Source organism: Delftia sp. WY8 (assembly GCF_018437695.1).
Lineage (GTDB): Bacteria > Pseudomonadota > Gammaproteobacteria > Burkholderiales > Burkholderiaceae_C > Comamonas > Comamonas tsuruhatensis.
Map to the genome: position 1 here is coordinate 5,105,998 of NZ_CP049795.1, position 14,959 is coordinate 5,120,956.

Annotated in this window: 12 protein-coding genes; 2 read left to right on the plus strand and 10 right to left on the minus strand. The window is 60.9% G+C overall.

Annotation, left to right across the window (positions count from 1 at the left end; translation table 11 throughout):
• The first annotated feature begins 2 nt into the window (after positions 1–2).
• Together G4D77_RS23445 and G4D77_RS23450 are read left to right on the plus strand one after the other, a co-directional pair.
• Positions 3–1,316, plus strand: a complete 1,314-nt coding sequence (locus G4D77_RS23445; RefSeq protein WP_016447830.1) for a Y-family DNA polymerase — start codon at positions 3–5, stop codon at positions 1,314–1,316.
• A gap of 191 nt (positions 1,317–1,507) precedes the next feature.
• The gene (locus G4D77_RS23450; RefSeq protein ID WP_016447829.1) at positions 1,508–3,067 is read left to right on the plus strand and encodes a methyl-accepting chemotaxis protein; all 1,560 of its coding nucleotides are present in this window, start codon (positions 1,508–1,510) and stop codon (positions 3,065–3,067) included.
• Between the two features lie 132 nt (positions 3,068–3,199).
• Here G4D77_RS23450 and G4D77_RS23455 read toward each other — a convergent pair whose 3' ends face one another.
• The 10 genes from G4D77_RS23455 to G4D77_RS23500 all read right to left on the minus strand — a co-directional run bounded on the left by G4D77_RS23455 (position 3,200) and on the right by G4D77_RS23500 (position 14,921).
• Positions 3,200–3,970 (minus strand): hypothetical protein, encoded by a 771-nt coding sequence (locus G4D77_RS23455; RefSeq protein ID WP_154833677.1) that lies wholly within the window; start codon positions 3,968–3,970, stop codon positions 3,200–3,202.
• Positions 3,971–4,042: 72 nt separating this feature from the next.
• Positions 4,043–5,026 carry a phosphatidate cytidylyltransferase gene (locus G4D77_RS23460; protein WP_046239605.1) on the minus strand — a complete coding sequence of 328 codons (984 nt, stop codon included), beginning with the start codon at positions 5,024–5,026 and terminating at the stop codon, positions 4,043–4,045.
• Positions 5,023–5,616, minus strand: coding sequence for a lysophospholipid acyltransferase family protein (locus tag G4D77_RS23465; protein WP_154833678.1), 594 nt, complete (start codon positions 5,614–5,616; stop codon positions 5,023–5,025). Before G4D77_RS23465 ends, G4D77_RS23460 begins: the two co-directional genes overlap by 4 nt.
• A gap of 1 nt (position 5,617) precedes the next feature.
• Positions 5,618–6,364: a CDP-alcohol phosphatidyltransferase family protein gene (locus G4D77_RS23470; RefSeq protein WP_154833679.1), complete on the minus strand. Its 747-nt coding sequence runs from the start codon at positions 6,362–6,364 to the stop codon at positions 5,618–5,620.
• Between the two features lie 36 nt (positions 6,365–6,400).
• Positions 6,401–6,946 (minus strand): hypothetical protein, encoded by a 546-nt coding sequence (locus tag G4D77_RS30920; RefSeq protein ID WP_227740921.1) that lies wholly within the window; start codon positions 6,944–6,946, stop codon positions 6,401–6,403.
• The gene (locus tag G4D77_RS23480) at positions 6,904–7,926 is read right to left on the minus strand and encodes a T6SS phospholipase effector Tle1-like catalytic domain-containing protein (protein WP_227740923.1); all 1,023 of its coding nucleotides are present in this window, start codon (positions 7,924–7,926) and stop codon (positions 6,904–6,906) included. The genes G4D77_RS30920 and G4D77_RS23480 overlap by 43 nt, the downstream gene beginning before the upstream one ends.
• Positions 7,886–8,179 (minus strand): RHS repeat-associated core domain-containing protein, encoded by a 294-nt coding sequence (locus G4D77_RS23485; RefSeq protein ID WP_080649843.1) that lies wholly within the window; start codon positions 8,177–8,179, stop codon positions 7,886–7,888. The genes G4D77_RS23480 and G4D77_RS23485 overlap by 41 nt, the downstream gene beginning before the upstream one ends.
• A 27-nt stretch (positions 8,180–8,206) precedes the next feature.
• Positions 8,207–8,752: a hypothetical protein gene (locus G4D77_RS30925; protein WP_227469494.1), complete on the minus strand. Its 546-nt coding sequence runs from the start codon at positions 8,750–8,752 to the stop codon at positions 8,207–8,209.
• On the minus strand, positions 8,710–13,989 hold the full coding sequence (locus G4D77_RS23495; RefSeq protein WP_284071106.1) for an RHS repeat-associated core domain-containing protein: 5,280 nt from the start codon (positions 13,987–13,989) through the stop codon (positions 8,710–8,712). The genes G4D77_RS30925 and G4D77_RS23495 overlap by 43 nt, the downstream gene beginning before the upstream one ends.
• Positions 13,989–14,921 (minus strand): TadE/TadG family type IV pilus assembly protein, encoded by a 933-nt coding sequence (locus G4D77_RS23500; protein ID WP_154833680.1) that lies wholly within the window; start codon positions 14,919–14,921, stop codon positions 13,989–13,991. Before G4D77_RS23500 ends, G4D77_RS23495 begins: the two co-directional genes overlap by 1 nt.
• Positions 14,922–14,959 lie beyond the last annotated feature (38 nt).

Here is a 14,959-nt window from a genome sequence, read left to right on the forward strand (position 1 = left end):
GAATGCACAGTTGCCGCAATAATGGCGGCGTGCCTGAAACGACACCCACGACACCCGCAAGCCCTGCCGATGCTGCGCCTGCGCGCCGCATCGCCCACCTGGACATGGACGCCTTCTATGCCTCGGTGGAGCTGCTGCGCTATCCGCAGCTCAAGGGGCTGCCCGTGGTCATCGGCGGCGGGCGCCGCGCGCATGACGAGGCGCTGGATGCGCGCTACGCCGGGCGGCTGCACGAGATTCCGGTGGACGAGTTCTCGCGCCTCAAGGACTACGTCGGCCGGGGCGTGATCACCACGGCCACCTACCCGGCGCGCCAGTTCGGCGTGGGGTCGGCCATGGGCATGATGAAGGCCGCGCGCCTGTGCCCCCAGGCCATCATGCTGCCCGTGGACTTTGCCGAGGTGCGGCGCTTCTCGCGCATGTTCAAGGAGATCATCGTCTCCATCGCCCCGCTGATGGAGGACCGCGGCGTGGACGAGGTCTACATCGACTTCACCGACGTGCCTGGCGGCCAGCGCGAAGGCGGGCGCGTGCTGGCCCGGCTGATCCAGAAAACCATCACCGACGCCACGGGCCTGACCTGCTCCATCGGCGTGGCCCCCAACAAGCTGCTGGCCAAGATGGCCAGCGAATTCAACAAGCCCAACGGCATCTCCATCGTCCAGCCCGAGGACCTGCAGACCGTCATCTGGCCGCTGGCCTGCCGCAAGATCAATGGCATAGGCCCCAAGGCCGACGCCAAGCTGCAGGCGCTGGGCATACGGACCATCGGCGAGCTGGCCGCGCAAAGCCTGCCCCAGCTCGTGCAATGGTTTGGCCGCGCCTACGGCAACTGGCTGCATGGTGCCTCCTGGGGCCGTGACGACCGGCCCGTGGTCACGCACAGCGAGCCCGTCTCCATGAGCCGCGAGACCACCTTCGAGCGCGACCTGCATGCCGTGCGCGACCGGGCCGAACTGAGCGCCATCTTCACCGACCTGTGCGAACGCCTGGCCCAGGACCTGCAGCGCAAGGGCTACATGGGCCGCACCGTGGGCATCAAGCTGCGCTACGACGACTTCAAGACCGCCACGCGCGACCACACGCTGGAGCTGCCCATGGCCGATGCCGCCACCCTGCGCCGCGCCGCAGGCCAATGCCTCAAGCGCGTGCCCCTGGCCAAGCGGCTGCGCCTGCTGGGCGTGCGCGTGGGCAACCTCGTTCGCACGGCCGACTGGAACGCCACCGCCCACGACCCGCTGGCGCGCGAGCAACTGCTCAGGGGACCGGCCCAGCCCGCGCCGGACAGCGATCCCTTTACACCTCAACTGTTCTGAATCATCACCACAAATCTGGCGCACACGCTGTAAAACCATGCACCAGTTCCGAGCATGGGACTGGGGTTGCCGTGCTGTGAGATGATTTGGAAATGTGAATTTGTGTTTCCGTTTGATGGATTCCGGTGGCTTCAGAGCGCTTCGCCTTGCCATTTCACAAGAACAAGAGACATCCCAAAGGAGTGGTACCCATGCGCGTGAATTTGCCCGTCAGCCAGCTCAACTACGACTTTCCGGGCGATGAGCTGCTGGTATCCGTCACCAACACCAAGGGCGAGATCACCCATTGCAACCCTGCCTTCGTGCGGGTCAGCGGCTATACCTACGAGGAGTTGATCGACCAGCCGCACAACCTCATCCGCCATCCGGACATGCCGGCCGCCGCCTTCAAGGACATGTGGCGCACCATCGCCCACGGCTACCCGTGGACCGCCCTGGTCAAGAACCGGCGCAAGAACGGCGACCACTACTGGGTGCGCGCCAACGTCACGCCCATCATGGAAGGCGGCCGGCCGCGCGGCTACCTGTCCGTGCGCACCAAGCCCCAGGCGGCTGAGATCGAAGCCGCCGAAGCCCTCTATGCCCGCATGCGCGCCGAAGCCGATGCCGGCCAGGAAACCCTGCGACTGCGCGGCGGTGAACTGCGCCGCCTGGGCCTGGCCGGGCTGTGGGACCGCCGCGGCGACCTGGGCCTGACCGCGCGCATGGCGCTGATGCTGGGCGGCGTGGGCCTGGCGGCCATGCTGCCCGACCTGCTGGGCTGGCAGGGAGCCGCAGCCTGGGGCACGCGCCTGGCCGCCTTGCTGGCGGGTGGCAGCTTTGTGCTGTGGCGCTTCCAGCAGCGCTGCGTGGCGGGCCTGGAGCAGGCCAGCGGCTTTGCCGCCGACATTGCCAGCTGCCAGCTGGGCACCAACATGCAGCACGACTACAGCGGCCCCATGGGCGCCCTGATGCAGCGGCTGCAGCAGATCCAGATCAACCTGCGCGCCGTGGTCGGCGACGTGCGCACCGAAATGCGCGGCTTTGCCACGACGGCCCACGAGATCGCCCAGGGCAGCTTCGACCTCGCGCAGCGCACAGAATCCCAGGCCACCAGCCTGCAGCAGACGGCGGCCTCGATGGAAGAGATATCGGGCACCGTCGCACAGACCGCCGACACGGCCCAGCTCATGGCCCATGAAAGCGACCAGAGCCGCCAGGTCGCCGGCAAGAGCGGCGCCGCCATCCAGGAAGTGGGCGCTGCCATGGAGCACATCCGCGGCTCCTCGCGCCGCATGGGCGAGATCATCGGCGTGATCGAAAGCATTGCCTTCCAGACCAACCTGCTGGCCCTGAATGCCGCCGTCGAAGCGGCACGCGCAGGCGAGCAGGGCCGCGGCTTTGCCGTCGTGGCCGGCGAAGTGCGGGCCCTCGCCCAGCGCAGCGCCTCGGCCGCCAAGGAAATCAGCGGCCTCATCAACCGCACCGTGGACGGCATCAACGATGGCAACGCCCGCATGGACGCCGCAGGCCGCACCATCGACGGCATGGTCGACGCCGTGGGCCGCGTCAGCGACCTGGTCCACCAGATCAGCATCGCCACGCGCGAACAATCCGTAGGCATCGCCCAGGTCAACGACGCCGTGGCCCAGCTCGACTCCGTCACCCAGCAAAACGCCGCCCTGGTCGAACAATCGGCCGGCGCGGCGGGCTCGCTGCGCGCCAGCGCCCAGTCGCTGGAGCGGTCGCTGGAGGTGTTTACGTTGAGGTGAGGGGGAGGGGCCGGTAGGAGGGGGCCTGCTTGGGCAGCCCACGGTCAACGCTGTGGCCGTTGCATGTAGGCCCTGCAATATTTTGGTGGTTCGAAAGCGAGGGCCCCCGCATTGAATGATGCTTTTTTGAGTCTATCGGCAATTTATGCCTTTACTTGTGAACGCGATATTTAATTTTTCACCTGATGGAGTGAATTTAATTTTCTGATCTGCAACGTCCAAGGTAAATTCTTGATTTTTTTGGACTGCCGGGATGGTTATTGTCTTATCGAAGCCCTTGGCAATAACTCTTAGTTGCTCTGGAATCACCGGTAAGCTACCTCTTACTTCAAGTGGAATGAATAGTTCGGATGGCCATCCAATGACGATTCTTTTTTGTAAATTTGATTTACTTTTATCGATATATTCAAATTCATAGTATTTCTGTGTAATGTCTAATATGTGTGACGAATGATCGAGTATTCGCTTTAAGTCATATTTATCCCAAGGGATAATGATAAGTGTCAAGGGGTCTATGCTGGGTATGAACACTCTTGCTGGATAAAAATATCTATCAGTGCCAACAAATGTCTTTCTGGTGAAAATCCATTTTTCTTTTGGTATGGCTTGAGCCAGCAGTTTATCTGCATCTTTAAATATTTTTTCAATGTCATACATCTGGCTTGAAGATGACATTCCGTTGGAACAGTTTTCCTTTGAAAAATATGCTGAGTCACCATAGCCTCCAGACTTGCACCAATGACATTGGTTGATTTTATGCTGCGCTTCTACAAGCTGTCCCTTTGCGTAGGGTGGGTCCTTGAATCCATCATAAGGTCTCCAGATTCCACAGCCGGAAACCAGCGCAGAAGAAAATATCGCTATAGCATAGGAAATTAATTTTTGGGCAATAATATTTCTCATAATTGATATGTGTTTTTTGAAATGAGTATAAACAATTAAGATGATGATATATAGATCGATGGTCTGTCGAATTCATGCATAGGCATAGCGCACAACATGAAAGAAGACGGGGGCAGAGAACACCACTGAATCCAGGCGATCCAGCATGCCCCCATGGCCTTGAATCATCTCGCCCCAATCTTTCGCTTTCAGGCTGCGCTTGACGGCTGACAGGGCCAGACCTCCCAGAAAACCGCACAGCACGATCAATAGGGAGAGCAGTCCTGATTCAACCGGTGTGAAAGGCGTGATCCACCACAATCCCATTCCCACCAATGCCGCACTCAGGCCACCTCCTATCAGGCCTTCCACGGTTTTCGACGGGCTGACCTGGGGGGCGAGCAGGTGCTTGCCAAACAGCTTGCCAAACACATATTGCAGGACATCGCTCAACTGCACGACCAGCAGCAGATAAAGCAGCAGCATCAGGCTCTGGCCTTCGTAACCAGGGATCTGCAAGAGCATCAGCGCCGGAGCATGGCTCAGGCAATACACCGTGAGCATCAGGCCCCATTGGACCTTGGCACTGCGCGCCAGAAAATCCGTGGTATCGCCTGACAGTGCAGACACCGCAGGCAGCAGCAAAAAGGCATAGACAGGAATGCAGATGGAGAACAGGCCATACCAGTCCGTGCCGATCAGCCAGTACTGCAACGGGATCGCTACATAAAAGCAAAGACACAAGGCAAGATGGTCTCCGTGCCGCGTCGGCGTCAGCGAGATGAATTCGCGCAGCGCAAAAAACGAGAGCATTCCGTATAGCGCCAGCGTGACGGGTTTGCCCAGCAAGAAGCTGATGACCAGAATCGCGACCATCAGCCACCAAGACCGTATGCGTGCGTTGAGGTTCTGGACCACTGGCCCGGGGCGGTAAAGCGACAAGGCCGCGCCTGTGGCGCTGGCCACGGAAAGCAGCCCCAGCAGGGAAACGAAGATCCACCAGAAGCTGTCGGGCACACGTGCGTTGGTGGCGACCACCAAAGAGGCGGGAAGGTAGTCCTGGAATGGAGTGCTCATGCCATGCTCTCCACTGCGGCGCGGGCGCGTTCCAGAAAATCCAGCCGGCTCTCGCCAGGCTGCAGTTCAACGGGTGGCCCGAACCATGCGGTGCAGATCAGCGGCAGAGGCACCACACTGCCTTTGGGCAGGCAGCGGCGCGCATTGTCCAGATAGACGGCAATGAATTCCACTTGAGGAAAACGTTGTGCCAGGTGGTAGAGGCCGAACTTGAATGGCTGGGGCACGGTCTCCTGATGGCGCGTGCCTTCGGGAAAGAGGATCAGTGAATCACCACGCTCCAGTGCCTCATACAGCGGCTGCAACGGATCTTGCTCGGGTTGGGCGCGGTGGCGGTCTATTAGCACGGCATTGAAGCCGCGCAAGGCCAGCAGGCTGTGCAATCCACGTCCCCAGTAGTCCCGGGCGGCTACCGGCCGGGTACGGGCGCGCAGATGGCGTGGCAGTGCTGCCCATAGTGCCACCGTGTCCAGATGGCTGGCATGATTGGCAAAGTAGACGCGTTGGCGCGACTGTGGGCTTGAGCCCTGCCAGCGCGGATAGGCGCCAATGAATATCCGTGCCGATGCGGCAAGCAGGTGCGGCAGCATCTCAGTCCCCTTTCAACAGCCTGGCGATCGCCTGGGTGCGGGCAACACAGGTCAAGAGGGCTCCGAGTGCTATGCCCCAGGCTGCAGTGCCCAGAATGGGGCCAGCAACTTCGTGGCCCAGCAGGCCCAGGCCTGCGGCCAAAAGGCAGGCCGCTGTCAGCACCGCCATGCGATGCTGCTTGGCCATCGGGCCGCGAAAATCCTGTTCCAGACCCAGGCTGGCGCCCGTTAACCGCACATAGGCGGTCAAGGCAGCCAGCAGGGCGCCCAACCATCCCAGCCAGGACTGCCCAGCTGCAGTGCCCAGGCCCAGCAGCAGCAGCGAATCTGCTATCCGATCGGGAAACTCGTTGTAGAGCGTGCCGGTTGGGGTTTGCTTGCCCCCTTCCACGGCCACCATGCCATCTAGCAGATTGCACAGCAGGCGCAATTGCACACAGGCTGCGCAGCCAAGCCACCCCATGGGCGTCGGCATCCACACCAGCATGGCGGCGCCTGCTCCTGCAAACAGAACACTGAACACAGAGATCTGGTTGGGCGTGATCGCACACCGCGCCAGCGCAGAGCTCAATGCCCGCGCCCAGCCATGCTCCCGGGCGGCGATGGGGCGACGATGCATGGTGGGCGGCTCTGCTGCAGTCTCGGGCATACCGTTGTCCGAACTGACTCTGGCATGGCTGTTGTACGCCTGTCTTACGGGGTTTGCATCCATATCGTCATGGATGGGCTGGAGTTTATTTTCCTGCATATGTCCCTTATTGATTTTCTGAGTAACTGCTTCTGTTTAGCGCCACTTATAAGGTTCGGCGATGATTTCCAATTTGTCATCTCGAAATATGACAATCATCTTTAACTGAGTGTTCTCCCGGTCTGCTTGGACTTTTTCGATGAGCTCTGGAGTCAGAATGGGAGTCAAATCTACGCGCTGTATGTAATGAGGGTTTGCAGCCCATAGTTGTTCATAGATTTTTTCATTTTCAATGGTGTATTTTTCCTCGCGGGATGTGCTTTTTGACCACGCGGTATATTCCTTGCTATGAAGAATCCACTCTGCCTCTACGAGTTTCGGGACTCCGCTTTTAATGTCTCCTGGCATGAAGCTCATATTTGCGCCACCTCCACCAGGGCCAAGATAGCCAGGTATTGGCCCTCGTTTTCCGTCAAAATCAAATCTTCTGGTTACCAGCGGGCGAGAACCTTTATTATAAAATTTCAGCGATAAGCCGAAGCCTGTTTCCCGATGCGCACAACCAATCAGAGACGAAGCGATTGTCGCGCAGCAATATCTTATTGCAGCGCGACGGTCAGTCCATAATTTTCTTTGAGCCATTGGGCGTACTCCTTCATGTTGACGTCACCGGTGATGCGCGAAGATCCATCTGAATCCAATCCCGGCCTGGTTCTGTATATGATGAATTTCTGGCTTTCCTCAGAACTCATGCCACCAGGACTGAGCTTTTTTCTGGGAACACAATCTTTTGCTCTTCCATTGTTTTCTCTTATGCAAAAGGCACTGTCTTCGGGAGGATCAGAATAGATATAGCTTTTGTCGTGGAGAACTGGCTCTGTTACCTTGCCCCATTTTGCATCTCCCACATCCTTCCAATCATTCATAGTGATACCACTTTCTTTTGCCATTTCAGCGATCCAGTTCAACGCCACATTCGATAGATCTCCGGTGCCAAAGCTGCCACCGATATCTGCATGGCTTCCTATGAATCCCAGTTGAGTGCCTCGGGTTATGCCCTCTCCTGGGAACAGGTAGCGATGCTCATTGAGTGCTACTGCATGAAAAACATGCTGCACTTCCGAAGGAATGGCCAGTTGCCATTGATCATTGTGTAGCCCATTTGCACCAAATTGCGCCACTGTGTCCCATAAACCCAAGAAATTCAGCCCAACGCAAGCGGATTCCTTTTTCCAATGCTGTTCTTTGATACGGGTGGCAACCCGGTTCGCAAAGTCCCGGCCCATGGCTGCACCACGGCTGAAACCCACGATATCGATACTGACCTTTTTGCCATCTGAAAACGTATGCTCCTCCATGAATTTATCAAGATTTTTCAGCATATGGTCCACACGTGCACGTGCGGTAGTGGCCACTTTGTAGTCATTTTTTGGTGCGATGATTTTTCCCTCCTTGTCATCGCGGCCCACACCGTTCATGTACCATTTCTCCCCGTTTGATTTTTCGTCATACGCTAAATAAAACTTGTAGACGTTGGAAAAAGTATCGCCCTCGGGTGGTGGATTTGAATTATTAGTCCCATCAAACGCAAACAGAATCAACCCCTCCGGATCGATCCACATACCGCAGCGGATTGCCCCGCACATAGCCATAAGGATTAGGCCCATCCGGCGTGCCTAGCGGATCGGGCGTGAGGTATTGGCCCCGGTCCGGGTCGTAGTAGCGGTGCAGGTTGTAGTGCAGCCCGGTTTCGGCGTCGTGGTACTGGCCCGGCAGGCGCTGTCCGATACCTTTGCCAGTACCTGCTGCTGCCCAAGATGCGTTGCTCTGGGCGCCACGTCCTGCTGGTCCAGGGTACGCCAGCCTGCCTCTCATATGCGGAATTGCTCCGAATGCAGAAATTCATCGCCACTTATAAGGTTCAACGGTGATTTCCACCTTGTCATCTCGAAATATGACAATCATTTTTAACTGAGTGTTCTCCCGGTCTGCTTGGACTTTTGCGATGAGCTCTGGGGTCAGAATGGGAGTCAGGTCTACGCGCTGTACGTAATGGGGATTGGCGGCCCAGAGTTTTCTATAGATTTCACGATTTTCCTTTGAATATCTTTCATTGTCTGGAGTATTTTTTGACCAAGCTAGAAACTCCTCACTATGAAGAACCCATTCTGCCTCTACAGATTTCGGCACTCCGCCTTTAATGTCTCCTGGCATGAAGCTCATATTTGCGCCACCTCCACCAGGGCCAAGATAGCCAGGTATTGGTCCTCGTTTTTCGTCAAAATCAAATCTTCTGGTTACCAGCGGGCGAGAGCCTTTATTGTAAAATTTCAGCGATAAGCCGAAGCCTGGCTTCCGATGCGCACAACCAATCAGAGAGGATGCGATTGTCGAGCAGAAATAGACTATTGCAGTGCGACGGTAAGACCATAGTTTTCTTTGAGCCATTGGGTGTACTCCTTCATGTTGATGTCTCCGGTGATTCGGGAAACTCCATCTGAATCCATTCCCGGTCTGGTTCTGTAAATGATGAATCGTTGACTTTCTTCATGACTCATGCCGCCAGGGCTAAGCTTTTTCCTGGGGATACAGTCTTTTGATCTTCCATTGTTATCTCTTGTGCAAAAGGCGCTGTCATCTGGTGGATCTGAGTAGATGTAGCTTTTATCGTGGAGAACTGGCTCTGTTACCTTTCCCCAAGCCTCATTGCCAATTTCATCCCATTTTTTCATTTTCAAACCGCTTTCCTTTGCCTTCTCAGCGATCCAGTTCAACGCCACATTAGATAAGTCTCCAGTCCCAAAGCTGCCGCCAATATCCGCATGGCTGCCTATGAATCCGAGTTGAGTTCCTCGGTTTATGCCCTCTCCTGGGAATAGGTAGCGATGCTCATTGAGTGCTACTGCGTGGAAAACATGCCGCACTTCAGAAGGAATGGCCAGTTGCCATTGATCATTGTGCAGTCCATTTGCGCCAAATTGCGCCACTGTGTCCCACAATCCCAAAAAATTTAGCTCCATGCACTCGGATTTCTCTTTCCAATGCTGTTCTTTGATGCGGGTGGCAACCCGGTTCGCAAAGTCCCGGCCCATGGCTGCACCACGGCTGAAACCCACGATATCGATGCTGACCTTTTTGCCATCTGCAAACGTATGCTCCTCCAGGAATTCATCCAGATTTTTCAGCATATGGTCCACACGCGCACGTGCGGTAGTTGCCACTTTGTAGTCATTTTTTGGTGCGATGATTTTTCCCTCCTTGTCATCGCGGCCCACTCCGTTCATGTACCATTTCTCCCCGTTTGATTTTTCGTCATACGCCAAATAAAACTTGTAGACGTTGGACAAAGTATCGCCCTCGGGCGGTGGATTGGAATTATTGGTCCCATCAAACGCAAACAGAATCAACCCCTCCGGATCCACATACCGCAGCGGATTGCCCCGCACATAGCTGTAGGGATTGGGCCCATCCGGCGTGCCCAGCGGGTCGGGTGTGAGGTATTGGCCCCGGTCCGGGTCGTAGTAGCGGTGCAGGTTGTAGTGCAGCCCGGTTTCGGCATCGTGGTACTGGCCCGGCAGGCGCAGCGGCATTTCAAAGCCGGGCTCCGATGCCTTGGACAGCACCTGCTGCCGGCCAAACGCCGTGTAGCGTGCACGCCAGATCAACTGGCCTTGCGTGTCGGTGGCCGCTTCCACGGCACCCAGGTGGTTGGTGTGCAGCCAGGCCAGGCGTTCGCCGCCGCCCACCCAGCGGCCCGCGATGGTGCCCAGGTCCTGCACGATGCGCCCCAGCGTGCCGGGGCCATCCGCAGGCTTGCGGCCTTGGGGCGTGTCGATGACGGCCAGGGGCCACTGGCCCAGGTGGATGTACTGGCGCGTGATGTGGCCCTGGGCATCGAGTTCGGCGCTGAGTTGGCCGGATTCGTAGAGGTACGCCCGGCTGCCTCCTTGGGCCTTGCCGGTGTGCTTGGCAATGCGCTCGCCCCGGTGGTTGTAGCGGTAGCGGGCCAGCGAGGCGCCCTGTTCGCTGACCTGTTCCAGCCGCCCCAATGCGTCCCAGCGGTAGCTGCGCGGGCCTGCCTGCAGGGGCTGGCCGTTGGCGTTGTACTGGGTGCGTTGCGTGGTTGTGTCTTTCTGGTCCGCTGCACGCTCGGCACTCCAGCGGTGGCTGCCTGGCAGGTAGGCGATGGCCCGCGTGCCCGCCTGCAGATCGCCGGAGGCCACGTTCTGCTGGTCCAGGGTGCGCCTGCCGGCCTCGTCATAGTGGTAGCGGCTGGAGCGCAGTTCCTGGCCAGTGCGCTGGACCTGGACGATCAGGCGGTCGTGCATGTCGTAGGCATGGCTGTCCTGGTGCAAAGTCTGCGGGGCTTGGCTGTAGTGGTCCTGGCGCAGCAGCAGGTTGCCTTGGCTGTCCCACAGGTAGCGCATGTCCAGCAGGGCTTGGGGGTCGGTGGGCTGGCCCAGGGCTCCCGGCTGGTCGGGCGCCGGTTCGGCTGTCGTTTGCGCGGCAGTTGCTGCAGTGGCCTGTGCCTTGGCTTGCATGGGCTCGGCCGCATGGGCCGGGGTCAGGCCTAGCAGTTGCTCTGCAATGTCGGTGGGCCGGGCACCCAGCATCCAGTCATGGGATGTGCCAGAGGCAGTGCGTGTGTTGTTCTTGCCGGTCTGGCGGTAGACGATGCGCGCCAGCAGGCCTTCGCGGCTGCGCTGATAGCGGGCCTCGATGCCGTTGCCTGCCTGCCAGCTGCGCAGTCCCACCAGGTCGCGCTCGAATCCGGTGGCAATGGTTTGCGCCGGGCTGAGCCAGCGCAGCCAGGGAGTGCGCACGCGCTGCCGCTGCAGGCCGGTGATCTGGCCATGGCCGTCGCGCAGGTAGTGCAGCCAGCTGCCGTCGGGAAGGCTGGCGGCGGAGAGTCTGCCGTGGCTGTCGTATTCGTAGTGGAGGGTGTGGTGCTGGCTGCTCTCCCCGCTTTCACCGTTTGCACCGCTTTCTTCATGGCGGGTGATGCGCTTGCGCACGCGCAGGCCCCTGTCGTTGTATTCGCAGGCCTCGCTTTGCTCGGGATGCTCCAGCGCCACCAGCCTGGGGCCCTGGTAGCGCCAGCGGGTGGTGGTGGTGCGTGGCCGCGCGCCATCTTGCGGCAGTTGCGTGATGGTTTGGCGCAGGATGCGGCCGCGCAGGTCGTATTCGTAGCGCGCCTGCTGGCCCAGGGCGTCGCGGCCCGAGACCAACCGGTCGGTGGCGTCGTAGCCGCGAATGCTCAGGCCGCTGTCGGGGCTGAGGGTGGCGACGCTGCGGCCGAAGTCGTCGTAGAACTGGCGTGCCTGCGGTGCAGTTTCAGTGCCGGCCTTGTCTGCGGCGGATGGCGGCTGCTCTGGCGCGCCGGGCTGGTAGGTCTGCACCTGGGCCATGAGGCGGCTGCCGCCATCGGCGCGGCCACCGTAGCGACCGGACTGCAGCAGGCGGCTTTCCGTGTCGTAGCGGTGCTGTGTGAAGCTGCCTCGGACATCGGCGCTCCACAGCAGGCGGCCCAGGGCGTCATGGTGCTGGCGGCTCTGGGCCGCATAGGCGGCATTGCCCGTCTTGTCCCCGTTGCCGGGCCAGCCGCCGGTGCCGGTTTCCGTGAGGTGGCCCAGCGCGTCGTAGCGCCAGCTTTGCTCTTGCAGCACGCTGGCGTCGGGGGCCAGGCTGCGCATGGCCACCAGTCGGGCCTGGGCGTCGTGGCGCAGTTCGGTGCGCCAGCCCGTTTCGTCCTCCTTGGCCGAGGGATCCCGGCTGTGCATCTGGATGATGCGCCCGGCCTTGTCATGCTCCAGCGCCACGGCGGTGCCATCGGGCTGCAGCACGCGCGTGACGTGGCTGCCGCTGCGGTCCCAGCGCAGCCGCGTGAGGTCGTTCTGCGCCGGGCTTCCGTCGTCATAGCCTGCCAGCGAGGTGGGCAGCGGCCCGTCGATGTCCACCAGCACGCTGCGGCCGTTGATCTCGGTGTAGCGGTAGCGCGTGCTGCGTTCGATGGGCGTGGCGCCGTCCGCATTGCCTGCGGGCTGGCCCTGGGCATCCAATGGGCTGAAGCCCGTCTCGGTGATCTGCAGCGGCTGGCGGCTGCTGTTGTAGCGGATGCGGATCTGGTGTTCGCGCCCGGGCACGACGCTGGGCCGGGCGATGAGTTCGGGCGCGTATTGCTTCCAGGGGTCCTTGCCGTAGCCGTAGCGCACCTGCAGTTGCGGGGCCCGGGCTTGGCCTTGTGTGTAGGCGATGCGGTATACGGCCAGCGGGCGGCCGAAGGGGTCCAGCTCGGTGCGCGTGCCTTCCAGCGGGCGGCCTGCGGGATCGAGCCGCGTGGCTTCGGTCAGGCGCCCTTGCGCGTCGTACCGGTAGCGCATGTCGCCGGGGCCGCAACTGGCGCAGCCCGGGCCGCGCACTTCAAGCAATCGCCATTGCCCGCCGATGGTGTCGTAGTGGTAGGTGGTTGTTTGCCCAAGGCTGTTGGTGAGGGTGTTCTTCCAGGGCTGGCTGAGGTCCAGGGTGACTTTTTCCTGCTGGCTGTCCGGCGGGCCGCGCACGCTCAAGATGGCGCGGCCGGTGTCGCCGTAGGCGTAGCTGGCGATGCGCTCGTCCATGGGCTTGCCGTCGCTGCCCTGGCCCTGGACGCTGATGCCCGTGAGCAAGGTGGGGTGGCGCGGGTCCTCATAGTGGTAGTGGCGCTGGACCGGGGCTTGGCCATCGGCCGACGGGAGGCTGACCTGCACGAGGCTGGCGTTCAGCTTGGCCTGGGGCTGGGTGCTGCCGGGCAACGGTGCGCTGCCGTGGCGGTAGTCGATGCGGCCCAGCGGGGTGTCGATGGCCTGCACGCCGGTGAAGCTGCCCTCGCCCGAAGATTGGGCGTAGTGCAGGCGCAGGCTGCGGCCCTGCGGGTCGGTGACCTTGAGCAGGCGGTTGCCCTTGGCGTTGTAGTCCAGGCGGACCTGTTCGCCCGAGGGCAGGCTGATGCGGGTCAGGCGCCCCCGGTGGTTGAAGCGCAGCTCGCGCCCGTCCATCCATTGCCAGGTGTAGTGCCTGTCGGGGCCGGCTTCGGCGGCCTTGGCACCCTGGCCTTCGATGCGCACGATGCCGTTGCCCGGCTGCTCGCTGGCGCACAGGCTGGGATGCTCGCGCAGCTTGCTGAAGATGATGCGGGTGCCGTCGGCCTGCACGATCTGCAGGTTGGTGGGGTGGTCGTACAGGCGGGCCTCGTAGCTGAGCAGCCAGCCGCGGCCGAGCAGGCCTGGCGGCACGTAGGCCCGGCTGTAGCTGCTGTTGTAGTGGCGCACGACTTCCAGGCCGAGCACGCCTGGCAAGGCGGGCATGTCCACTTCGCGCTGGTATTTGTTGCCGTTGATGAGGTGGATGGGGTTGCCTGCGCCCTGGTTGGTACTGCTGGAGTTGCCCTGGGTGGCGGGGCCGGCGCCGCCGCAGGGGCTGCCGCCGGGCGTGGGGGTGCAGGTGCCGCCGCCCGAGCCGCCACCGCCACCGCCGAGGTCGATGCCGCCGCCCGTGCCGGGGGCGCAGCTTTGCACGGTGGGGTCGCATTTGCTGGAGCCGCCGCCCAGGTTGGGGGCGGCGGCTGCGGGGGAGGCCTGGGCCAGCAGTGAGGCGATGCACAGCAGGGCGCTGCCCAGCAGGGGGGTGAGATGGGGTCTATTCAACATCATGCGTCTCCCGTGCAGTTGGGGCAGTCAGCCCCTTTACAGTCGTTGTCGTTTCCATCTCCATTGCCTCCATCTCCATTTCCATCTCCTCCATCTCCGGTGCCATCGCCGCCGTCGTCTTCATCGCCCTCATCGCCCGGCCCCGGCGGCCCGACCGTGGTGCAGCCCACGGTTTCGCAATCGGGCGGTTCACCGGGTTCCGATGTATCGGGCTGGCCTGGGTCCTGCGGATTGCCCTTGTTGCCTGTGTCGGGGATGGATACCGTGGCATCGCTTTCCATAGCGTCGCTTTGCATGTGCAAGGTGGCCTGCGCGACGATGGGCAGTCGACCGTGCTGGATGAGTTCGGTGTGGAAGGGGTCGCTGCCGTCGTCCAGCCAGCGCAGGTAGTGCTGGTAGATGCCGCGCACCAGCGGGATCTTGAGTTCGTAGCCGTGGGTGACGCGGATCTTGAGCAGGTTGGCGTCCTGAACGCTCTGGGCCGACTTGCTGCCTATGTCTTTTTTGTCCCGGTGCGCCAGGCCGGCGTTTGGAATGGCTCGCACGCCATATTTCTCTTTCAGGTGGGGCTCGCTCCAGTCCTCGAAGCTCTCGCGCGTGGGGTTGATGAGGTCGATGCGCAGGTGGTCTTTAAGGTCGGCCTTGGCCTTGGCCTTGGCATCCGCCAGTTCGGTGCTGTTGCTGCCACCGCCATACAGCGGAACCATGGCGCGCAGATAGGCCTCGCGGATATCGTCCATGCGCGCATGGGCCATGGTGCCCGCGCGGGCGGCCATGAAGCTGGCGTGATTGATCTGGTTCTTGTTGAAGAAAACCAGGCCGTACTGCAGCAGGGCCAGCCCCAGCAGGGTGATGATGGGGCCGACCACGGTGAACTCGACCATGGCGCTGCCGCGCTGGCGCGGCCTGCGGAATGAGGTGCTCTGGCGCATGAGGATGCCTGCAGGTTTGCGGCCGGCGGACGGGCTTG